The organism is Pantoea sp. X-Soil-TKNS-1279, from assembly GCF_059730565.1.
This window is the reverse complement of sequence record NZ_AP035948.1, coordinates 3,463,417-3,485,123: the sequence shown is the minus strand read 5'-3', so window position 1 is coordinate 3,485,123 and position 21,707 is coordinate 3,463,417. Positions and strand designations below refer to the sequence as shown.

The 21,707-nt window shown below is 56.4% G+C and carries 23 protein-coding genes; 19 read left to right on the top strand and 4 right to left on the bottom strand.

The genetic code is table 11. The features are described 5' to 3' along the window. Positions 1–14: 14 nt before the first annotated feature. On the bottom strand, positions 15–533 hold the full coding sequence (gene fldB, locus AC6I8N_RS16265; RefSeq protein ID WP_021184617.1) for a flavodoxin FldB: 519 nt from the start codon (positions 531–533) through the stop codon (positions 15–17). 102 nt (positions 534–635) lie between these two features. Between fldB and xerD the strand changes: the two genes are divergently transcribed. The 12 genes from xerD (at position 636) to AC6I8N_RS16205 (ending at position 12,112) form a co-directional block, all read left to right on the top strand. Next, positions 636–1,529 (top strand): site-specific tyrosine recombinase XerD, encoded by an 894-nt coding sequence (gene xerD, locus AC6I8N_RS16260; RefSeq protein ID WP_021184616.1) that lies wholly within the window; start codon positions 636–638, stop codon positions 1,527–1,529. Positions 1,530–1,551: 22 nt separating this feature from the next. Further along, positions 1,552–2,265: a bifunctional protein-disulfide isomerase/oxidoreductase DsbC gene (dsbC, locus tag AC6I8N_RS16255; RefSeq protein WP_021184615.1), complete on the top strand. Its 714-nt coding sequence runs from the start codon at positions 1,552–1,554 to the stop codon at positions 2,263–2,265. Positions 2,266–2,271: 6 nt separating this feature from the next. Then, on the top strand, positions 2,272–4,002 hold the full coding sequence (gene recJ, locus AC6I8N_RS16250; protein WP_021184614.1) for a single-stranded-DNA-specific exonuclease RecJ: 1,731 nt from the start codon (positions 2,272–2,274) through the stop codon (positions 4,000–4,002). Between the two features lie 95 nt (positions 4,003–4,097). Continuing rightward, a protein-coding gene (prfB, locus tag AC6I8N_RS16245) for a peptide chain release factor 2 (protein WP_152521887.1) occupies positions 4,098–5,196 on the top strand; the annotation gives its coding sequence in 2 pieces (ribosomal slippage) (positions 4,098–4,172 and positions 4,174–5,196; 1,098 coding nt in all). A gap of 9 nt (positions 5,197–5,205) precedes the next feature. Further along, entirely contained in the window at positions 5,206–6,723 is a 1,518-nt protein-coding gene (gene lysS / locus AC6I8N_RS16240; RefSeq protein WP_415175254.1) for a lysine--tRNA ligase, read from the top strand. 192 nt (positions 6,724–6,915) lie between these two features. Continuing rightward, positions 6,916–7,767 (top strand): MurR/RpiR family transcriptional regulator, encoded by an 852-nt coding sequence (locus tag AC6I8N_RS16235; protein ID WP_021184611.1) that lies wholly within the window; start codon positions 6,916–6,918, stop codon positions 7,765–7,767. A 241-nt stretch (positions 7,768–8,008) separates the two neighbouring features. Continuing rightward, complete coding sequence (locus tag AC6I8N_RS16230) at positions 8,009–8,845, top strand: transporter substrate-binding domain-containing protein (protein ID WP_208723686.1); 837 nt, start codon at positions 8,009–8,011, stop codon at positions 8,843–8,845. 2 nt (positions 8,846–8,847) lie between these two features. Next, on the top strand, positions 8,848–9,480 hold the full coding sequence (locus AC6I8N_RS16225; RefSeq protein WP_021184609.1) for a DUF1989 domain-containing protein: 633 nt from the start codon (positions 8,848–8,850) through the stop codon (positions 9,478–9,480). Further along, positions 9,464–10,111, top strand: a complete 648-nt coding sequence (locus AC6I8N_RS16220) for an urea carboxylase-associated family protein (protein WP_021184608.1) — start codon at positions 9,464–9,466, stop codon at positions 10,109–10,111. The genes AC6I8N_RS16225 and AC6I8N_RS16220 overlap by 17 nt, the downstream gene beginning before the upstream one ends. Before the next feature lie 3 nt (positions 10,112–10,114). After that, positions 10,115–10,765 (top strand): amino acid ABC transporter permease, encoded by a 651-nt coding sequence (locus AC6I8N_RS16215; protein ID WP_415175252.1) that lies wholly within the window; start codon positions 10,115–10,117, stop codon positions 10,763–10,765. Continuing rightward, entirely contained in the window at positions 10,765–11,430 is a 666-nt protein-coding gene (locus AC6I8N_RS16210) for an amino acid ABC transporter permease (RefSeq protein WP_497829472.1), read from the top strand. The genes AC6I8N_RS16215 and AC6I8N_RS16210 overlap by 1 nt, the downstream gene beginning before the upstream one ends. Positions 11,431–11,443: 13 nt before the next feature. Then, positions 11,444–12,112 (top strand): DUF1989 domain-containing protein, encoded by a 669-nt coding sequence (locus tag AC6I8N_RS16205; RefSeq protein WP_208723689.1) that lies wholly within the window; start codon positions 11,444–11,446, stop codon positions 12,110–12,112. A 112-nt stretch (positions 12,113–12,224) separates the two neighbouring features. Here AC6I8N_RS16205 and AC6I8N_RS16200 read toward each other — a convergent pair whose 3' ends face one another. Beyond that, the gene (locus AC6I8N_RS16200; protein WP_036626568.1) at positions 12,225–12,851 is read right to left on the bottom strand and encodes a hypothetical protein; all 627 of its coding nucleotides are present in this window, start codon (positions 12,849–12,851) and stop codon (positions 12,225–12,227) included. A 377-nt stretch (positions 12,852–13,228) separates the two neighbouring features. Here AC6I8N_RS16200 and AC6I8N_RS16195 point away from each other — a divergent pair, with 377 nt between their 5' ends. Beyond that, positions 13,229–14,392: an MFS transporter gene (locus AC6I8N_RS16195; protein ID WP_415175250.1), complete on the top strand. Its 1,164-nt coding sequence runs from the start codon at positions 13,229–13,231 to the stop codon at positions 14,390–14,392. Here the strand turns inward: AC6I8N_RS16195 and AC6I8N_RS16190 are convergent. Next, positions 14,389–15,309 (bottom strand): LysR family transcriptional regulator, encoded by a 921-nt coding sequence (locus AC6I8N_RS16190; protein WP_415175249.1) that lies wholly within the window; start codon positions 15,307–15,309, stop codon positions 14,389–14,391. The genes AC6I8N_RS16195 and AC6I8N_RS16190 overlap by 4 nt on opposite strands. A gap of 110 nt (positions 15,310–15,419) precedes the next feature. Here AC6I8N_RS16190 and lysA point away from each other — a divergent pair, with 110 nt between their 5' ends. Then, positions 15,420–16,673 (top strand): diaminopimelate decarboxylase, encoded by a 1,254-nt coding sequence (lysA, locus tag AC6I8N_RS16185; RefSeq protein WP_415175248.1) that lies wholly within the window; start codon positions 15,420–15,422, stop codon positions 16,671–16,673. Positions 16,674–16,787: 114 nt separating this feature from the next. Here the strand turns inward: lysA and AC6I8N_RS16180 are convergent, their stop codons facing one another. Next, positions 16,788–17,093 carry a PTS lactose/cellobiose transporter subunit IIA gene (locus AC6I8N_RS16180; protein ID WP_497829471.1) on the bottom strand — a complete coding sequence of 102 codons (306 nt, stop codon included), beginning with the start codon at positions 17,091–17,093 and terminating at the stop codon, positions 16,788–16,790. A gap of 181 nt (positions 17,094–17,274) precedes the next feature. Here AC6I8N_RS16180 and AC6I8N_RS16175 point away from each other — a divergent pair, with 181 nt between their 5' ends. From AC6I8N_RS16175 to AC6I8N_RS16155, 5 genes are all read left to right on the top strand, one after another. Beyond that, complete coding sequence (locus tag AC6I8N_RS16175; RefSeq protein WP_021184599.1) at positions 17,275–18,609, top strand: PTS sugar transporter subunit IIC; 1,335 nt, start codon at positions 17,275–17,277, stop codon at positions 18,607–18,609. 9 nt (positions 18,610–18,618) lie between these two features. Continuing rightward, positions 18,619–20,046, top strand: a complete 1,428-nt coding sequence (locus AC6I8N_RS16170) for a glycoside hydrolase family 1 protein (protein WP_497829470.1) — start codon at positions 18,619–18,621, stop codon at positions 20,044–20,046. Positions 20,047–20,056: 10 nt separating this feature from the next. Then, entirely contained in the window at positions 20,057–20,374 is a 318-nt protein-coding gene (locus AC6I8N_RS16165) for a PTS sugar transporter subunit IIB (protein ID WP_021184597.1), read from the top strand. A gap of 79 nt (positions 20,375–20,453) precedes the next feature. Continuing rightward, entirely contained in the window at positions 20,454–21,227 is a 774-nt protein-coding gene (locus AC6I8N_RS16160) for an FCD domain-containing protein (RefSeq protein ID WP_208725551.1), read from the top strand. Beyond that, positions 21,227–21,679 (top strand): GNAT family N-acetyltransferase, encoded by a 453-nt coding sequence (locus AC6I8N_RS16155; RefSeq protein ID WP_497829469.1) that lies wholly within the window; start codon positions 21,227–21,229, stop codon positions 21,677–21,679. Before AC6I8N_RS16160 ends, AC6I8N_RS16155 begins: the two co-directional genes overlap by 1 nt. Positions 21,680–21,707: the final 28 nt, after the last annotated feature.

Below are 21,707 nucleotides of genomic sequence, written 5' to 3'. Positions count from 1 at the left end.
GTAGGAATCACGCGTTAAAGTAGCGCGGCGGTTTCCGTCAGAATCTGTTCACACCATTGTTCGATGCGTTCATCACTCAGTTCAAACTGGTTCACATCATCAAGCGCCAGACCGACAAATTGTTTGCCATCGGCGGTTAACGGTTTCGGGCTGGTAAATTCGTAGCCCTCCAGCGGCCAGTAGCCGACAAACTGCACGCCCATCGGCTGCAACAACTCATGCAGCATACCCAGCGCGTCGAGAAACCATTCACTGTAGCCAATCATGTCACCCATGCCATACAGGGCGACAATTTTTCCGCGCAGATTCAGCGCCGGGATTTGCGGCCAAATCGCTTCCCAATCCTCCTGCAACTCACCGAAGTCCCAGGTTGGGATACCGAGGATCAGCAAATCGTACTGCTCCATCAACGCCGGATCGTCATCTTTCAGGTTGTGCAGGGTGACTAATTCTTCACCAATAAAGTCGCGAATCTTCTCCGCGGTCATTTCGGTGTAGCAGGTACTTGAACCGTAAAACAGGCCGATATTCATGCAATTAATGCTCTGTCTGAGACTGACTCTGGCGCAATTGTACCAGAAGCAGGCGCTTTTCAGGCATAATGAGCACGATTTCACACCGGTTGGAGGGAGAAAGTGGCAGACAGCGACCTGATTGAACAGTTTCTGGATACGCTCTGGATTGAGCGCAATCTGGCACAAAATACCCTCGCATCCTATCGCCAGGATCTGCAAACTCTCACCGGCTGGCTGCATCATCATGAGCGCACGCTGCTGACGCTGGAAGCACTCGACTTGCAGCAGTTTCTGGCGGAACGGGTGGAGGGCGGTTATAAAGCCACCAGCTCAGCACGTACCCTGAGCGCCATCCGGCGGTTGTTTCAATATCTTTACCGTGAAAAGCTGCGTAGCGACGATCCCAGCGCACTGCTTTCCGCCCCGAAACTCCCGCAGCGCTTGCCTAAGGATCTGAGTGAAAGCCAGGTAGAGCGCCTGTTGCAGGCACCCTCGATTGAGATTCCGCTCGAACTGCGCGACAAAGCGATGCTGGAGCTACTCTACGCCACCGGTCTGCGCGTTTCTGAGCTGGTGGGGTTAACCCTGAGTGATGTCAGCCTGCGTCAGGGGGTGGTGCGGGTGATTGGTAAAGGCAACAAAGAGCGCCTTGTGCCAATGGGTGAAGAAGCGATTTACTGGATTGAGCATTATATGACGCATGGTCGTCCGTGGTTGCTCAATGGCCAGACGCTGGATGTGCTATTCCCCAGCAATCGCGCGCAAAAGATGACCCGTCAGACGTTCTGGCACCGGATTAAGCACTACGCTTTGCTGGCGGGAATCGACAGCGAAAAACTGTCGCCGCATGTGTTGCGCCACGCTTTTGCGACACATCTATTGAACCACGGTGCCGATTTGCGCGTCGTACAGATGTTGTTAGGTCACAGCGACCTTTCCACTACCCAAATTTATACGCACGTTGCCACTGAGCGCTTGCGATTGTTACATCAACAGCATCATCCGCGCGCCTGAAACGCGGCAACAAGGAAATGAGATGAAAAAACAGTTAACGATGCTGGCTCTGCTGGTCAGCACCTTCTCCGGGCTGGTTCATGCCGATGACAGCGCCATCCAGCAGGCTTTGAAAAAGTTGGGACTGCAACAGACGGAAATTCAGCCGTCACCGCTGCCAGGCATCAAAACTGTGCTGACGGAGAGTGGCGTGTTGTACGTCACCGACGATGGTAAGCACATGATTCAGGGGCCGTTGTACGATGTCAGCGGCGCACAACCGGTGAACGTGACGAACCAGCTGCTGGAGAAGAAAGTCACGGCGCTGGAACCGCAAATGATTATCTACAAAGCGCCGAAACAACAACACGTTATCACCGTGTTTACCGACATTACCTGTGGTTATTGCCGTAAGCTTCATGAGCAAATGGCTGACTACAACGCGTTGGGCATCACCGTGCGTTACCTGGCATTCCCGCGTGAAGGTCTGCATGGTCAGGTCGAAAAAGCGATGAAAGCCATCTGGTGCAGTGCCGATCGTAACAAACAGTTTGATGAGGCGATGAAAGGTAATGCGCCGCAGATGGACGCACCGGCGACCTGCAAAATCGATCTCGACCAGCAATATAAACTGGGCATCTTGTTTGGTATTCAGGGCACGCCTGCCATCCTGACCGACAGCGGCATGATGATCCCGGGTTATCAGGGGCCACAGGAGCTGAAGCAAGTGCTCGACGGCCAGAAAAGTGGCGGTTAATCCACAGTGATCCATTCTGTTGAACTGCGTCGGCGTGAACCCCATGCCGACGATACCTTGCCTGCCGATTTGCCGCCGCTGCTGCGGCGGCTCTACCTGCAACGTGGCGTGCGTGATGCCGCTGAACTCGAACGCGGTGCTAAACATCTGCTGCCGTGGCAAACGCTTGGTGGCATCGATGCTGCGGTGACGCTGCTGCATCAGATGCTGCGCGACGGTCGCCGCATTGTGGTGGTGGGCGATTTTGACGCCGATGGTGCCACCAGCACCGCGTTAACGGTGCTGGCGCTGCGCAGTCTCGGTGGCAACATCGACTACCTTGTCCCCAACCGTTTTGAAGATGGCTACGGCCTCAGCCCGGAAGTGGTGGAGCAGGCGCGGGCGCGCGGTGCCGAGATGATCCTCACGGTAGATAACGGCATTTCGTCGCATGCGGGCGTCGATACGGCGCATCAGCATGGCATCCCGGTGCTGGTCACCGATCACCACCTGCCGGGTGAAACGCTGCCGGCTGCCGAAGCCATTGTTAACCCAAATCTGAACGACAGCGATTTCCCCTCACGGGCGCTGGCGGGTGTGGGCGTCGCCTTCTATCTGATGCTGGCGTTGCGCGCGTACCTGCGTACGCAAAACTGGTTTAGCGAGGGCCGGGCGGAACCGAATCTGGCGGAATGGCTTGATCTGGTAGCGCTGGGCACCGTGGCTGACGTGGTGCCGTTGGATGCCAACAACCGCATTCTGGTGTGGCAAGGCTTAAGCCGCATCCGCGCCGGGAAATGCCGTGCCGGTATTCGTGCGTTGCTGGAAATCGCCAATCGCGATGCGCGACAACTGGTGGCGAGCGATCTCGGTTTCGCCATCGGTCCCCGTCTCAATGCGGCGGGGCGTCTGGATGATATGTCGGTGGGCGTTGCCTTGTTGCTGACCGAAGACATCAGCGAAGCGCGCATGCTGGCCAACGAGCTGGACGCGTTGAATCAGACGCGTAAAGAGATTGAGCAGGGCATGAAAAGCGAAGCACTGGCGTTGTGTGATGCCCTGGAGCGACAGCACACTGACTTGCCGCTCGGTCTGGCGTTCTACCATCCCGAGTGGCATCAGGGAGTGGTGGGGATTTTGGCTTCGCGCCTCAAGGAGCGTTTCCACCGTCCGGTGATCGCTTTCGCTCCGGCAGGGGACGGCACGCTGAAGGGCTCTGGCCGCTCGATTGCCGGGCTCCATCTGCGTGACGCGCTGGAACGTCTCGATACCCTGCATCCTGGCCTGATGATCAAATTCGGCGGTCATGCGATGGCCGCTGGATTATCGCTGCAAGAAGCTCGCTACGAAGAGTTTCGTCAGCGCTTTGCCGCGTTGATTGACGAATGGCTGGATGGCGAAGCGTTGCAGGGGGTAATCTGGTCAGATGGTGAATTGCGCGCGCAGGAGTTTTCGCTGCAAACCGCTGAGCTGCTGCGGGAGGCGGGACCCTGGGGCCAGGCATTCCCTGAACCGGTATTTGATGGCCGGTTTAAACTGCTGCAACAACGGCTGGTGGGCGAACGTCATCTGAAAGTGATGGTGGAGCCGATTGGCGGAGGTCCGTTGCTGGATGGGATCGCCTTTAACGTTGATACGACTTTGTGGCCGGACAGCAGCGTGCGCCAGGTCGAACTGGCCTACAAACTGGACATTAACGAGTATCGTGGCAACCGTTCGGTGCAGCTGATTATCGACCATCTGTGGCCGCTGGCATAAGCGGCCAGCAAAGCTATAAAGTGAACGCGCTTTCGGTTAAACTAGCGCGTTAGATTTTCCTCCTCTCACGAATCGTCAAAAAAGACTGAAAAGCCATGTTTGAAATCAACCCGGTCAAAAACCGTATTCAGGACCTCACCGAGCGCAGCGACGTTCTTAGGGGGTATCTTTGACTACGATGCCAAGAAAGAACGCCTCGAAGAAGTAAACGCCGAGCTGGAACAACCTGACGTCTGGAACGAACCTGAGCGTGCGCAAGCGCTGGGTAAAGAACGTTCGTCGTTAGAAATCATCGTCGGCACCCTGGACCAGATGTATCAGGGGCTGGAAGATGTGCAGGGCCTGCTGGAGCTGGCGGTTGAAGCCGATGACGAAGAAACCTTCAACGACACCATTGCCGAGCTGGACGTGTTGGAAACCAAGCTGGGTGAACTGGAATTCCGTCGTATGTTCTCCGGTGAATACGACAGCGCCGATTGCTACATCGACCTGCAAGCCGGTTCCGGCGGCACCGAAGCGCAGGACTGGGCCAGCATGCTGATGCGCATGTACCTGCGCTGGGCAGAAGCCAAAGGCTTCAAAACCGAGATTATTGAAGAGTCAGAAGGTGAAGTGGCCGGTCTGAAATCCGCCACCATTCGTGTTTCTGGCGAATATGCTTTCGGCTGGCTGCGTACCGAAACCGGCGTCCATCGCCTGGTGCGTAAGAGTCCGTTTGACTCGGGTGGCCGTCGTCACACCTCCTTCAGTTCTGCCTTTATCTATCCGGAAGTGGATGACGATATTGATATCGAAATCAACCCGGCAGATCTGCGTATTGACGTTTACCGTGCTTCGGGCGCGGGTGGTCAGCACGTTAACCGTACGGAATCTGCGGTACGTATCACCCACATTCCGACCGGCACCGTGACCCAGTGTCAGAACGATCGTTCGCAGCATAAGAACAAAGATCAGGCCATGAAGCAGATGAAAGCGAAGCTGTATGAGCTTGAGATGCAAAAGAAAAATGCTGAGAAACAGGCGGCGGAAGATAACAAATCTGACATCGGCTGGGGCAGCCAGATCCGTTCATACGTTCTCGATGATTCGCGCATCAAAGATCTGCGTACTGGCGTAGAAACGCGTAACACCCAGGCGGTGTTGGATGGCGATCTCGATCGTTTTATTGAAGCAAGTTTAAAAGCAGGGCTATAAGGAACCGACATGTCTGAACAACAACCGCAGAGCGCTGATGCCGCACTTGAGTTAAATAACGAACTGAAAACGCGTCGCGAAAAACTCAGCGCGCTGCGTGAAACCGGCGTGGCGTTTCCTAACGATTTTCGCCGTGACACCACCTCCGATCAGCTGCACGCCAGCTATGACGAAAAGAGCAACGAAGAGCTGGAAGACCTTGGCATCGAGGTCAGTGTTGCCGGTCGTATGATGACCCGCCGTATCATGGGCAAAGCGTCATTCATCACGTTGCAGGACGTCGGTGGCCGCATTCAGTTGTACGTGGCGCGCGATGATCTGGCGGAAGGCGTCTACAACGAGCAATTCAAGAAGTGGGATCTCGGCGATATCCTCGGCGCACGCGGTAAGCTGTTCAAAACCAAAACCGGTGAGCTGTCAATCCACTGCTCAGAACTGCGTCTGCTGACCAAAGCGCTGCGTCCTCTGCCGGACAAATTCCACGGCCTGGCCGATCAGGAAACCCGTTATCGTCAGCGTTACCTGGACCTGATTGCCAACGACGAATCGCGTCACACCTTCCAGGTGCGTTCAAAAATCATGGCGGGCATTCGTCAGTTCATGGTTGGTCGCGACTTTATGGAAGTGGAAACCCCGATGATGCAGGTGATCCCGGGTGGTGCGTCAGCCCGTCCGTTTATCACCCATCACAATGCGCTCGATATCGATATGTACCTGCGTATTGCGCCGGAACTGTATCTGAAGCGTCTGGTGGTTGGCGGTTTTGATCGCGTGTTTGAGATCAACCGTAACTTCCGTAACGAAGGCATCTCTCCGCGCCACAACCCAGAGTTCACCATGATGGAACTCTACATGGCGTATGCGGATTACAAAGATCTGATCGAGCTGACCGAAAGCCTGTTCCGTACCCTGGCGCAGGACGTCCTCGGCACCACGGAAGTCCCGTACGGTGAGAACACCTTCGATTTCGGCAAGCCGTTCGAAAAACTCACCATGCGCGAAGCGATCAAAAAGTACCGTCCGGAAACTGATCTGGCGGATCTGGATGATTTCGACAAAGCCGTGGCGATTGCCAACTCACTGCACATCAAAGTCGAGAAGAGCTGGGGTCTGGGCCGCGTGGTAACCGAGATCTTCGAAGAAACCGCCGAAGCGCATCTGATCCAGCCGACCTTCATCACCGAATATCCGGCAGAAGTGTCACCGCTGGCACGTCGTAACGACGAGAACCCGGAAATCACCGATCGCTTTGAATTCTTCATCGGTGGTCGTGAAATCGGTAACGGCTTCTCCGAGCTGAATGATGCGGAAGATCAGGCTGAGCGTTTCCTGCAACAGGTGAACGCTAAAGATGCCGGTGATGACGAAGCGATGTTCTATGACGAAGACTATGTCACCGCGCTGGAACATGGTCTGCCGCCAACTGCCGGTCTGGGTATTGGTATCGACCGTATGGTGATGTTGTTTACCAACAGCCACACCATTCGCGACGTAATCCTGTTCCCGGCGCTGCGCCCGTCTAAGTAATTGAGCGGTCTTTAACCCTCACCCTAACCCTCTCCCATAAGGGAGAGGGGACTTTCTTTCTCCCTCTCCCTTATGGGAGAGGGCCGGGGTGAGGGTATCAGCACGCAGATGTCCCCCCATCCAAATAAAAAATCCAGATGACAACCCGGCACGCTCTGTGCAGGATGGTTTTTTTATTTTCAGGGATCCACCATGAGTGCAAAAACGGCATCACTGGAAGGCCGGATTCGTCAGCATTGGGAGCAACTCTCCAGCCACGAACAGCGGCTGGCCGACGTACTGCTGGCAGCCCCAGGCCAGCTCGCCATGAATACCGCCACTGAACTGGCGCACAGCGCCGGGGTTTCCAAAGCCACCACCACGCGTTTTTTCCGCCACCTCGGTTATGAAAGCTACGAAGCCGCTCGCCGTCAGGCGCGTGATATGCAGAGCAGCGGTTCACCGCTTTATCTGCAAGCCGCACCCAGCGCTTCACCGCTCGACAGCATCATGCAGCAGCATCTGGAAAAAGAGATCGCCAATCTGGTGAACAGCTATCGCACGCTGGAGAGCAGCCAGTTGCAGGATGCGGTCAGCGCCATCGCCCGCGCACGGCGCGTGGTGGTGATGGGCTGGCGTCATAGCCAGACCATTGCGCAACTGATCTATCGCGATCTGATCCACGTTCACCCCGACGTACGCCTGCTGCCGCGCCCCGGCGATTCGCTGGCGGAGCATCTGGCATCACTGAATGAACAGGATGTGGTGATTTGCGTTGGCCTGCGTCGTCGTATGCCAGCGTTAGAGGCAGCGATGAATGCGCTGGCCGAGCGCCAGGTACCGATGCTGTATCTGGCCGATGTGCTGTCCGGTAAACCGGCCCGCCATGCGCAATGGGTGGTACGCTGCCACACCGACAGTAGCCTGATTTTTGACAGCACCGCTGCGCTCTCCGGCATCTGCAACTTGCTGTGCTCCCTGGTGGCGCGCGAGATGGGCAAAGCCAGCAACGATTACCTCGCCCAGGTTGAAGCTCTGCACCAATCCCTCGACGAACTCGAATAACGCCCCGCACTGGCGCATATTGCGCCCGCCATTGCACCGAAATGGTGCGCTGGCGGGCATCCCTGTTTTCAATGTATGAAATCACAGAAACGATAAATGTGAACTAAGAAACAAATGTTTCTTTATGATTGTACAGGGAAAAGTGATATCCCCGACCCTGGTATGCGTGGTGTGTGAAAAATCTGGCACAAAATATGCTCAGAAGAAAAAGACATTTCACCAACACCAGGGAAACACCATAATGAAAAAAACCGCTTGGCTCATCGCCGCACTTTTATCTGTTGGATCGCTGGCACAGGCGCAAGCCGATACGCTGGCCGATATCAAAAGCAGCGGCAAAATCACCGTCGGTATCGACCCGACATTTCCTCCGTATGAGTACACCGACGACAGCGGCGCGATCACTGGCTACAGCGTGGCGATCATGCAATCCTTCGCCAAAGATCTCGGCGTGAAACTGGAGTTTCAGAAAACCGCCTTCAGCGGCATTTTGCCGGGCCTGATTTCCGGCTCGTTTAACGCCGAAGGTTCCTCCCTCAACGTCACCGCCGAACGGGCGAAAAAAGTGCTGTTCACCGTGCCCTACAGCAAAACCGTCAACGGTGTGCTGGTGCGCGAAGATGAAGCCAAAACCTTTAGCGGCAAAACCCTCAGCCCTGAAAGCCTGTCCGGCCTGCGCGGTGCGGTGAAAAGCGCCAGCGTGCCAGAACAATTGCTGAAAGGCTTTAACGACGAACTGAAAAAAGCCGGTAAGAAACCGATCACCATCATCAGCGTCGATTCGCTGGATCAAACCGTCAGCACCCTGATGACCAAACGCGCGGATTTCGTCTACGACGATATCTCCGTGCTGGCGCCGGTGGTGAAGAAGTACCCGAGCAAAGTGGCGCAGGTGGGGGAAGTCGGTCCGTCACAATGGATGGGTTGGGCAACGCGTAAAGAAGACGGCAGCCTGAACAAAGCTCTGAGCGACCACATTTTGGCGATGCAGAAAGATGGCGAGCTGACCAGGCTGCAACAGCAGTATCTCGGCACCACCTTTACCGTTCCGGCCAGCGATTTCATTCCCCAGGAGTAATTATGTGTCAGTCAACCCTGACGGTCCCGGCGGGCCACGGCAAAACCTTCCGTGTGCGCAAAGGGCAGTTTATTACCGTCATTGATAGCGAAGGGCAGCAGGCCGCGGATTTTGTCGCGGTCAATGCCGACGACCTGAACGAAAAGCTGTCGCCGGTCCATACCCGTCAGCATCTGCGTTCGCTGTTTTTCAAACCGGGTGATGCGTTATGGTCGAGCGAGAACCGTCCCCTGTTGCGCATCGTTGCCGACACCATCGGCATTCACGACGCCAACGTGCCGGCCTGCGATCGCACCCGCTTCAGCGTGGATTTCGGCGTCGAAGGTCATCGCAACTGCGTGGATAACCTGCTGGAAGGCATGAAGGCCTATGGCGTGACCTATTTCAGCCTGCCGGAGCCGTTCAACCTGTTCCAGAACGGTCCGGTCACTGCCGATGGCCGTATGGAGGTGACCGACCCCCACAGCAAAGCGGGCGACAGCATCACCTTTGAAGCACTGTGCGACCTGATTTGTTCCGTCTCTTCCTGCCCGCAGGACATCATTCCGGGCAATGGTTTACAGGTGACGCCCATCGATATTCGCGTCAGCGATCACTACCACGCCGAGGAGAAGTCGCATGCTGTTAATGCGTGAGAGTTATGAAGAAACCGCGGTGCGCACCCTCGCAGCACCGATTGAGGTCACCGCGGGAGGTGTGGCGTCGATTCGTGTGCTGCGTGGTCAACTGCTGCGTATCACCGCGCTGGGCGAAGGGGCGGTCGCGTCGTTGTTCGGTTTTAGCCTGCAAGACCCGGCGGTGTGGTTGTCGGTGCATCATACCCGCGTATTCAGCAACAGCTACCTGTTGGGTTCCGGGATGCGCCTGGTCAACAACCGTCGTCGTCCGATGATGGTGTTGGGCAAAGATAGCGTCAAACGTCACGACCTGCTGCTGCCCGGTTCCACTACGGCGTTTCTGGCAGAGCGAGGCTACGGCGGCGAAGGCTGTATCGAAGCGGTCAGCGGCGAACTGGCTCGTCTGGGCATGACGGTGCCGAAACTGCCGGACCCGATCAACCTGTTTATGCATGTCAAACTGACGCGTGAAGGCGACATCCTGCCGGAACAGAACCTTACCCAGCCAGGTGACAGCATTACCTGTCGCGTGGTGATGGACACGCGTTTCATCGTTTCCGCCTGCAATACCGGCATCGAGGGGAATGACAAGCCCGCACCGCTGCGGTTGTCAGTGGCGGAAAACCTGACGGATTTTAACGCGGAGTAAGCAATGGGGCTGGATCAACAGGTAATAGCCGCGCTGCCGGAACTGGGGCACGGTCTGCTGATGACGCTGGTGCTGACGGTACTGGCGTCAATGGTGAGCGTAGTGATGGGGCAGCTTGGCTGTTTCCTGCAACTGCGCCGTGCCTGGATCTGGCGCTTTATTGGCCGTCTCTACGTGAGCCTGATGCGTGGCACCCCGGCCATTGTTCAACTGTTTGTGGTGTTTTTTACTCTACCGCGCCTGGGGCTGGGTGGTCAGCCGATGCTTGCAGCTGTGGTGGCGATTGGTCTGAACAGTGGTGCGTACGTGGCGGAAATTCTGCGCGTTAACCGCAGTCTGGTGACGCGCGGTCAGTTGGAGGCCGCCCGGACGTTGGGGTTAAGCCGCGCGCTGACCTGGTGGTATGTCATCAATCCCCAGGTCATGCGCGCCAGCCTGCCAATGCTGGTGAATGAATTCACCATTTTGCTGAAAACCACTCCGCTAGCCTCGGTGGTGGCGCTGACGGAACTGACCTATGCCGGTCAGATCGTTATCGCCCGCACTTATGATGCGACTCAGGTGTTGTTGCTGGTGGCTGCGGGGTATCTGTTAATTGCCTTGCCGCTGATTAGCGCGGCACGACGGCTGGAAGCGAAACGGAGGCTGGCATAATGGATTGGCAGGCGATTGCGACCTCATTGCCGTCGTTAGGTGACGGCCTGATTGCCACCCTGCAACTGTGTGCGGTGGCGGCCCTCTGTTCCTTACTGTGGGGCGGATTGATGGCGTGGATGCTGATGCGCGCCTCGCCGTTCTGGCTAAAAATTCTCAACCTCTACAGCGGGTTAACCCTGGCGCTGCCCTTGCTGGTGGTGATCTATCTGCTCTATTTCGTGCTGCCGGAGTATGACATCACCCTCTCTTCACCGGTAGTTGGGGTGCTGGCGTTAACGCTCTATTACGCGCCTTACATCGCGCAGGTCATCCGCGCCGCGATTGCCGCGCTGCCGCAAGGCCAGTGGGAGGCGTGCCGCGTACTCGGTCTTAGCCGCAGCGAGCAACTGCGTGATGTGGTACTGCCGCAGACGTTGCCGCAAATGATATCGCCGCTGGTCGGGTTAACCATTGGTTTGATTAAAGACTCTGCGCTCTTATCGATTGTTTCGGTGCAGGAGTTTATGTACGCCGCCAAACAGGCAATTTCTGATACCTACGCGCCGCTGGAGATCTACCTGACGGTAGCACTCTGCTACTGGCTGCTGAACAGCTTGATTGACTGGCTGGCGCGTTGTCTTGAATCCCGCATGACGCGCTATCGTCGCGGCATGCAGCATTAATCTGGAGAACAACATGTCAGCTGAATTTCAGCAACGCGCGATCGTCACTATCCCGGCGCGCTACGGTAAAGCCGTTCGTCTCAACAAGGGCGAAGCGGTACAGGTGATCAACCTGCACGGCACCCAGGTGGTGGATTGCTGGGCTTATAACGCGGAAGACGTGAGCGAGTATATGTGTATGGAGGCGACGCGAGTCTGGAACCAGCGCCTCAACCCGAAGGTGGGCGATAGCTTTATCACCAGCCAGCGCCACCCGATTCTGACGCTGGTGGCTGACACCTCGCCAGGCGTGCACGACACCTTTATGGCTGCCTGTGATGCCCGCCGTTATGAACTGCTGGGCTGCACCGAACCACATCGCAACTGTCACGATAACCTGCATGAAGGGCTGGCAGAGCTGGGGGTGACACTGCCGCACGGCAATCTGGCGTCGTTCAATATCTTTATGAATATTCAGGTACAACCTGATGGCATCACCCTGAAGACGCTACCGGTGGTGACCAAACCGGGCGATTACATTGTGCTGCGCGCCGAAATGGATTGTTTTGTGGCGTTCTCGGCCTGTCCGCAGGATATCGTCAGTATTCAGGGGCAGGGCGATAACACGCCGCGCGACGCGGAGTTGCGCATTCTGACCAGCGGTTTCCCGCAAGTGAAATTACAGGGGCCGTGGGTGCCCTGACCCTCACCCTAACCCTCTCCCGCCAGCGGGAGAGGGGACCGATCGAGCATATGGCACGCTCTCCCTCTCCCGTCTTGCGGGAGAGGGCCGGGGTGAGGGCAACAGGCCGCACTTACGACTTCATCACCCCATCCAGCCACTTCTGGAAGCGTCCATAAGGCACGTACAGCGCCACATCCTTATACAACGTCTTCCCACTGTGATTGTCGTTAATCCGGCTGCTGTAGCCCACGATAACCCCGGCCAGGGTATTGTCGCTGGCGTTGTACACCGCGCCGCCAGACATGCCTTTCACCACGCCAGCATTGGCGGCAACCACCACGCAACTGGCTTTATTCCAGTCATTTACCAGCGTGGTATTGATCAGATTCTGCCCGTTGGACGCCACCGGCAGCGCGGTAATAAAGCTGTAGCCGTAGAGATTGACGTCGTCGCCAATCCGGCCATTGCGAAAATGCGGAGGCAGATTCGCCTCATCATTTTTGTGATATACCACGGCGAGATCGCATTCCGGGTGCCATGCCTTCACCCGATACAATGAATATTTCGCCACATGGGCAGCCGTCAGGCTGTACTCAGGGGTGAGCGGGATAACGCTGCCCAGCGAACCGACACCCAGCACTGTCGGGATACCGGTGAAGGTCATATCGACCCGTTTTTCTGCTTCTTTACTGTACTCGTAGTGTCCGACAGAACAGCCACTCAGGCAGCCGATCGTTAAGGCCATGAGCCATCGCATACGCTCTCCCCTTTGAAGAATGACGAGACATTACCAGGCAATCCATTGGGGTATCGGCAACGCGTAAATTTCCTTTAAGGAGTGGATCGCCGTCAAAATGAGAGGGTGATCACAACCAGTGTTCAAGAATAGCGTGAAAAATCAGCTTCGTGAGAGAAATGGGAAAAGGCCTAATTGCAAAAGGTCCATTAACAGATGTGAACAATTATTGCGGTGGCGGCAAAATATCCTTGCTGCAACCGGGGTGTATGCCCGAAGGTGGCTATGCTTTAATACTCAATGTGACGCAGTTCAAAAATTTATAAGTGTCCGCTGTAACCATTCCACGTTCGTGGGGTGGCCCGCCTGCAAAATTATCGTTATTGGGAGAGTGTGTTATGCCTGTTGCATTACTGGCGCTGGCGCTGAGTGCGTTCGCCATCGGCACCACGGAATTTGTCATCATGGGATTGCTACCGGAAGTGGCGGGCGATCTCCAGGTGTCGATTCCCTCTGCGGGATGGCTGATCAGTGGCTATGCGCTGGGTGTCGCCATTGGCGCGCCAATTATGGCGCTGCTGACCGCCAAACTGCCGCGTAAACGGACTCTGGTACTGCTGATGAGCATCTTTATCATCGGCAACGTATTGTGCGCGCTGGCCTACAGCTACGATCTGCTGATGATGGCGCGTATCGTCACCGCGCTGTGCCACGGTGCATTTTTTGGTATCGGTTCAGTGGTGGCGGCCAGCCTGGTTGCGCCGAGTCGTCAGGCATCGGCTGTCGCCCTGATGTTCACCGGCCTGACGCTGGCAAACGTACTGGGCGTACCGTTAGGCACCTGGTTTGGTCAGATGTTTGGTTGGCGCGCCACCTTCTGGGGTGTCGCGATTATCGGCATCCTCGCGTTTGTCGCGTTAATTGTCAGCCTGCCGACCAACAAAGAAGAGAAACCGGTGCATCTGGCAAGTGAAGTCAGTGCGCTGGCGAATGGCAAGTTGTGGTTGTCGCTGCTGATGACGGTGTGCTTTGCCGCTGCCATGTTCGCGTTGTTCAGCTACATAGCGCCGCTGCTGTTGCAGGTCACCGGCATCAGCGATCGTGGCGTGAGCTGGACGTTGTTCCTGATTGGCGCGGGCCTGACGGTCGGTAACATCCTCGGCGGCAAGCTGGCCGACTGGAAAGTCTCTTTCAGCCTGGTCCTCAGCTTCTCACTGATTGCGCTGTTTTCACTGCTGTTTAGCTGGACCAGCCATGCGCTGTGGCTGGCCGAGATTACGCTGTTCCTGTGGGCGATGGCGACCTTCGCCACCGTACCGGGTCTGCAAATTAACGTGGTACGTCATGGCAAAGATGCCCCCAACCTGGTGTCGACGCTGAACATCTCCGCGTTTAACGTTGGCAATGCGCTCGGTGCCTGGGTTGGCGGTGCGGTGATCGACAAAGGCTACGGCCTGACGGCAGTGCCGGTCGCGGCAGCGGCGCTGGCGGCGATTGGTCTGATTGTTTGCCTGATCACCTTCCGTAAATCCGGCGGGCAGGGCGAGGCGGTGCGCGCTTAAACCAGACGCTCGGCAATGCGCTGGGGGAACGCCGCGACCTGTTGTTGCAAATGGTCGCAGAAGTGGTCCACCAGCGCAGAAGCCGGGCGATGCTGCGGCCGTACCAGGCTGATGGTGAATGGCACCGCAATGCTGAAGCGTCGCATCACCACACCGCTGTCGGCGTAATCCAGCGCCGTCAGCGGGTTAACAATCGACACCCCCACGCCCGCGCGTACCATCGCGCACACCGATGCGGCGCTATGCGTCTCCAGCACCAACCGCCGTTCAACCCCCTGCTCATGAAACAACGAATCCAGTAGCTGACGATAACTATCGCTACGCGACAGGCTGACATAGTTCTCGCCCTGGAAATCTTGCGGCGTCAGCACCGCGCGCTGACACAGTGGATGCTGCGGCGGCAGTACGCATACCTCATCGCAGGTTAGCAGCGCAACGCGTTCGGTGCCAGCCGGAGCGTGCTGGGTTTCCGTCAGGCCCAGATCGTAACGCTGCGCCGACAACCACTCCTCCAGCAACGGCGACTCCTGCGGGATGATGTTCATACTGACCTGAGGATAGCGTTGCAAAAACGGTTGGCACAGTGGCGGCAGCAGCGACTGGGAAAACACCGGCAGACAGGCGATGGAGAGTTCGCCCTGACGGAACTGACGCAGGCCATCGGCGGCATCCATGATGCGATCCAGCCCGTACCACGAGCGTTGCACCTCTTCAAACAGACGCAATCCCTGCACCGTGGGTTGTAACCGACCACGCACACGTTCAAACAGTTGCAGGCCAAGCTGCTGTTCCAGCCGCGCCAGCTCTCGGCTGACGGTAGGCTGCGAGGTATGCAGCAGCGTGGCCGCCTGCGTCAGATTGCCGCTGGTCATCACCGCATGGAAAATTTCGATATGTCGCCAGTTAATCTTTGCCATCACGCCCTCCGTTCAATCCATATCATATTTGCATAGCTGCTGCTAAAACAGATATTTTTCTGCATGGTATGGCTGTGGCTAAATAGCGTTAACGTCACAGGAGAATTGCTATGCCACGTCCACTGAATAACACCGAAACCGCGTTGACCGCCGCCAATTTGCTGCCGCTGGCGCAGCACTACAGCGGCCCGTTCTGGGCCTATGATGCCAGCGTCATTCAGCAGCGCATTGCCCAGTTGAACCAGTTCGACGTGGTGCGTTTCGCCCAAAAGGCGTGTTCAAATATTCATATTCTGCGCCTGATGCGCGCGGCAGGGGTGAAAGTTGACTCCGTCTCGCTGGGCGAAATCGAGCGCGCGCTGGCGGCGGGTTATCAGCCGGGCGGCGAAGATATCGTGTTCACCGCCGATGTGCTGGACCAGCCCACGCTGGCGCGCATCGCCGAACTGAAAGTTCCGGTTAACGCCGGTTCAGTGGATATGCTGCATCAACTCGGTGCCGTGTCGACAGGCCATGCGGTATGGCTGCGTATCAACCCTGGCTTTGGCCACGGCCACAGCCAGAAAACCAACACCGGCGGTGAGAACAGCAAACACGGCATCTGGCACAGCGACCTGCCACAGGCACTGGAGGCGATTCAGCAGCACGGCCTGCGCCTCGTCGGCCTGCATATGCATATCGGTTCTGGTGTCGATTACGGCCATCTGCAACAGGTATGTGATGCGATGGTGGATCAGGTGGTGAGCTTTGGTCAGGACCTGGAGGCGATCTCTGCCGGTGGCGGTTTGTCGATCCCTTACCGTGTGGGTGAAGAGGCGATTGATACCGATCACTACTATGGCCTGTGGAACGGCGCGCGCGAACGCATCGCGGCGCACCTTGGTCATCCGGTGAAACTGGAAATTGAACCGGGTCGTTTCCTGGTGGCGGAGTCCGGCGTGTTGGTGTCTCAGGTTCGTGCGGTGAAAGAGATGGGCAGCCGCCACTTTGTGCTGGTGGATGCCGGATTCAGCGATCTGATGCGTCCGGCGATGTACGGTAGCTATCACCATATTTCGTTGCTGCCTGCCGATGGCCGTACGGTGAATGACAGCCAGACAGTGGAGAGCGTGATTGCCGGTCCACTGTGCGAGTCGGGTGATGTGTTTACCCAGCTCGAAGGTGGCAAAGTGGAAACCCGCGCGCTGCCTGCGGTGCAGATCGGTGATTATCTGGTGTTCCATGACACCGGGGCCTATGGTGCGTCGATGTCATCGAACTACAACAGCCGCCCGCTGATCCCGGAAGTTCTGTTTGAAAACGGCACCGCGCGTGAGATCCGCCGTGCGCAGACTATCCAGGAATTGCTGGCGCTGGAGCTATAATTTTACCCTCACCCTAACCCTCTCCCGCTGGCGGGAGAGGGGACTGATGCGAGCACAGGCTAACATTTTGCACTGACTCCCTCTCCCGCTTGCGGGAGAGGGTCGGGGTGAGGGCTACCGCAGCTCCTTACGCAATAATACAATTTCCCCCGCCAAATCCCGGCACAGCATCGCGGTCATCAGATGGTCCTGCGCATGCACCAGAATCAATGTCACCGGCACTTTCCCGCAGCCTTCATCCGCCCCAATCAGCGCGGTCTGGATCTTATGCGCCGCTTTCGCAGCCTCATCTGACGCGGCCAGCGCGGCATCGGCACCTTCCCAGTCCCCTTTGCGCGCCTGCTGGATCGCCATCATCGCCTGCGATCGTGCTTCACCGGCATTTATCAGCAACTCCATCATCGTTTGTTCAAAATCCATCCTCGCCTCGCTTATTGGTATGCCAAATTCATATTTTTGATGCTACCGGAATACCAAAAATAAGTTCCGCGAGCAGGATCACAGAAAGAAAACACAATGATCGCCATTTTGGTATGCCACAGACACGGAAGCTGATGCACAACACAGGAATGCTCCATTCAAACCGCTGAGGGTTGAACCAATGTCTCTACAAGACCGTCTTATCGATTCTCTGGGTAGCTTTGCCACGCGTTTCAATAGCTACCGCTATATCATGGCGATCAAAGCCTCGTTTATTACGCTGATGCCGGTGATCATCGTCGGCGCGTTTTCGGTATTGATCTCCAACATGGTGTTGGATGCGAAGAACGGCCTCGCCAGTTTCCAGGCGCTGGCGTTTCTCGCCGATCTGAAACCGATCACCAGCAGCATCAACTACGCCACGCTGAGTTTTCTTAACATTGGCGCGGTGTTCCTGATTGGTATCGAGCTGGGGCGTATCAACGGCATCAAAACGCTGTTCCCCGGCTTGCTGGCAATTATCTGCTTCGTCTCGGTTACCCCAACCACCTTGCAGATGCTGGTGGATGGTCAGATGCATCTGGTCACCGATGTGCTGGCGAAACAGTTCTCCGACACCAAAAGCCTGTTCCTCGGCATGTTTATCGCCATCCTGTCGGTGGAGATTTATTGCCGCCTGGAAAATGTGGAACGGCTGAAAATCAAAATGCCGGATACCGTGCCACCCAATGTCTCGGCCTCTTTCTCCGCGCTCATCCCGTCGATCATCACCGTCACGCTGGTTGCTACCTTCGGCTTTATTTTCCATCAGGTTACCGGCATGTACCTGTACGACGCGGTCTACAAGGTGGTGCAGCAGCCACTGGAGTCGGTGGTGCAGAGCCTGTGGGGCATTCTGTTGCTGATGTTTGTCGCGCAACTGTTTTGGGTGATTGGCATCCACGGCAACCAGATGATTAAGCCGATTCGTGAACCGCTGTTGCTGGGGGCGATTTTGGTCAATATGAACGCCTTCGAGCAGGGCAAAGAGGTGCCAAATATCATCACCATGCCGTTCTGGGATGTGTATATGAGCATCGGCGGTTCTGGCTTAACCATTGGTTTACTGACCGCCGTGATGCTGGCGACCAAACGCAAAGAGATGCGCGAAATTGCCAAGCTGTCGCTCGGGCCGGGGCTGTTCAACATCAATGAACCGGTGATCTTTGGTATGCCGATTATGCTCAACCCGATCCTTGCCATTCCCTTCATCATTACCCCGCTGGTAACCGGTTCGATTGGTTATTTCGCCACGGTGATGGGCTTTGCCGGAAAAGCGGTGGTGATGGTGCCCTGGACCACCCCGCCGATCATCAACGCCTGGCTCTCCACCGCCGGTTCAATGGGCGCGGTGGTGACGCAAATCATCTGTATCTGCGTGTCCGTATTGATTTACCTGCCGTTTGTGAAGGTGGCGGCGCGTCGTGCTGAGGCGGCAGAAGCGAAAAATCTGCAACCGGAACTGGCGCAAAACTAAGGAGCAAGCATGAGTACCTACAACATCCCACTGCCGGACGGCTTTATTTTGGGTGCGGCAGCATCGGCGTGGCAAACCGAGGGTTGGAGCGGCAAGAAGCCGGGGCAGGATTCGTATCTGGATGCCTGGTATACCAACGATCGTCATGTCTGGCATAACGGTTACGGTCCGGCGGTGGCGACGGATTTTATCAACCGTTTCCGCGAAGATGTCGCGTTGATGAAAGCGGCAGGTTTGACGCACTATCGCACTTCGATCAACTGGTCACGCTTTCTCACCGATTATGAAAACGCGGTGGTGGATGAGGAATACGCGGCCTATTACGACCAACTGATTGATGAAATGCAGCGCAACGGTATTGAACCGATGTTGTGCCTTGAACATTACGAACTTCCGGCACAGTTGTTAGAGCAGTACGGTGGCTGGCAGTCAAAGCATGTGGTGGAGCTGTTTACCCGCTATGCCGCTCAGGTTTTTGCCCGCTATGCCGGAAAAGTGACGCGCTGGTTTGTCTTCAACGAACCGATTGTGGTGCAGACCCGTGTCTATCTGGATGCGTTGCGCTGGCCGTATGAGCAGAACACCCACAAATGGATGCAGTGGAATCACCATAAAAATCTCGCGACAGCGAAGGTGGTTCAACTGTTCCGCCAACAGGGCTATGCCGGGACGGTAGGCACCATCCTCAACCCGGAAGTCACTTATCCGCGCTCGTCGGCGGCGCATGATGTTAAAGCGGCGAAGATCTATGACCTGTTCTACAACCGGGTGTTTCTCGACCCGGCGATCAAAGGGGAGTATCCCGTCGAGCTGGTGCAGTTGCTGGAAAAGCACCAGGTGCAATGGGAGGTAACGCCCGAGGAACTGGCGATTATCGCGGCCAACACCGTCGATGAGGTCGGGTTAAATCTCTACTATCCACACCGGGTAAAAGCCCCGTCGCGCGCCTGGCATCCGGAAACGCCATTCCATCCCGCTTATTACTACGAACATTTCGAGCTACCAGGCCGCCGCATGAATACCTCGCGGGGTTGGGAAATTCAGCCGCGCATCATCTATGACATGGCGCAACGCATGAAGGAGGAGTACGGCAACCTGCCGTGGTTTGTAGCGGAAAGTGGTATGGGTATTGAAAACGAAGCCCGTTTTAAAGATGCGCAGGGGGAAATTCAGGACGACTACCGTATCGCTTTTATTGCCGAGCATCTGTATCAGGCGGTGCGCGCCAGGGAGGCGGGCAGCAATTGTCAGGGTTATATGCTGTGGGCCTTCACCGATAACGTCTCGCCAATGAATGCGTTTAAAAATCGCTACGGATTAATTGAAATTGACCTGGATAACCAACGCCAGCGGCGAATGAAAAAGTCGGCGCACTGGTTTCGTCAGCTGCGCGACAGCCAACAGCTGACGGTCAACATTGATGATGAAATGAAATAAGGACGCGAAGATGAAACGAATCGTACTGGCTTGCGCTGCGGGTATGTCGACCTCTATGGTGGTGACCCGCATGGAAAAAGAGGCAGCGGCACGCGGTCTTGAGTATCAAATCTATGCCATCCCGGAGCAAAACCTGCGGGAAGAGTTACAAAACTACGGCAACGAGGTGGCGGTGGTGCTGCTCGGCCCACAAGTGCGCTTTAAGCTGGAGGAGAACAAAAAGCTCACCGACAGCTATCAGCTGCCGATTGCGGTGATCGACACCGTTGCTTACGGTACGCTGAATGGTGCAAAGGTACTCGATCAGGCGCTGGCTTTGGTACACTAGCGGCCAGATTGCAGACAGGTTGCAGCCTGCCAGGGAGGCGGCTGCAACCTTGCGCGCCATGATGCAAAAAGGTGAAAGCGTGGAAAAAGCCGAAGCGCCACAAGAGAAAAAGCAGTATCAGGAAATTGGTCAGCATCTGCGCCAGCAAATCATTGATGGGCATTACCCGGTTGGCTCACGTCTGCCGCCGGAGCGTCAGTTGGCCGAGACCTGGGGCGTCAGCCGTACCATCGTGCGTGAAGCCTTATTGATGCTGGAGCTGGAAGGAACGGTGGATATCCGTCAAAGCTCTGGCGTGTATGTGATGCGCATACCTTCCGACAGCGATGACGCGGAAGAGGCGTTTTTCCGCAGCGATGTTGGCCCGTTTGAGATGTTGCAGGCACGTCAGTTGCTGGAAAGCAACATTGCCGCGTTTGCCGCCAAAATGGCGACCAAAGCCGACATTGAAAACCTGCGCCGCACCCTTGAGCAAGAGCAGAGGGCTATTGCGCTCAATGACAGCAGCCAGGACAACGATAAGTTATTCCATCTGCTGCTGGCCGGGGCGACACAAAACCAGATGCTGCTGGACACCGTGACCAGCGTCTGGCGACATCATGAGGCCAGCCCGCTGTGGCAGCAGTTGCGCCCGCAGTTCGAAACCCGCGCTTATCGTCTGAAGTGGCTGGGCGATCATCAAACGATCCTTGCTGCGTTACGCCGCCGGGATGTGATGGGTTCATGGCAGGCGATGTGGCAGCACCTGGAAAATGTGAAAAATACCCTGCTGGAGTTGTCCGATGCCGATGCGCCGGATTTTGACGGCTATTTGTTTGAATCGGTGCCGATCTTTCAGGGAAAATTGATGTAATGCAGATCCTGCCATTGAATGAAGTGCCGCAATTTGCCGAACAGATAACCGACTGGTTGTGGCAGGCGTTTGGTGCCGGGACCACGCGCGAGTTCTACGCCAGCATTGTGCAGAGCAGCCTGAACGGCGCTGATTTTCCTGTCACTTTTGTCGCGCTTGATGCGAGGCGGGTGGTTGGCACCGTGGGTTTCTGGCGTTGTGATTTGATCAGCCGCCAGGATCTCTATCCGTGGCTGGCGGCGTTGTATATCGATGAAAATGCCCGCGGGCAGGGTGTCAGCCAGGCGCTGCAACAACATGTTATCCACTACGCCCGACAGCGTGGCTATAACCGGCTGTGGCTATGGTCAACGTTCGCCGGTTATTACGAGCGTTTTGGCTGGCAGTTTGCGGGCGAGGCGCTGGAGTATCCGCACACACGGGTACGTCTGTACCAGAAAAAACTGTCGTAGCGGCGCGATTTATCGCGCAATTCGGTGC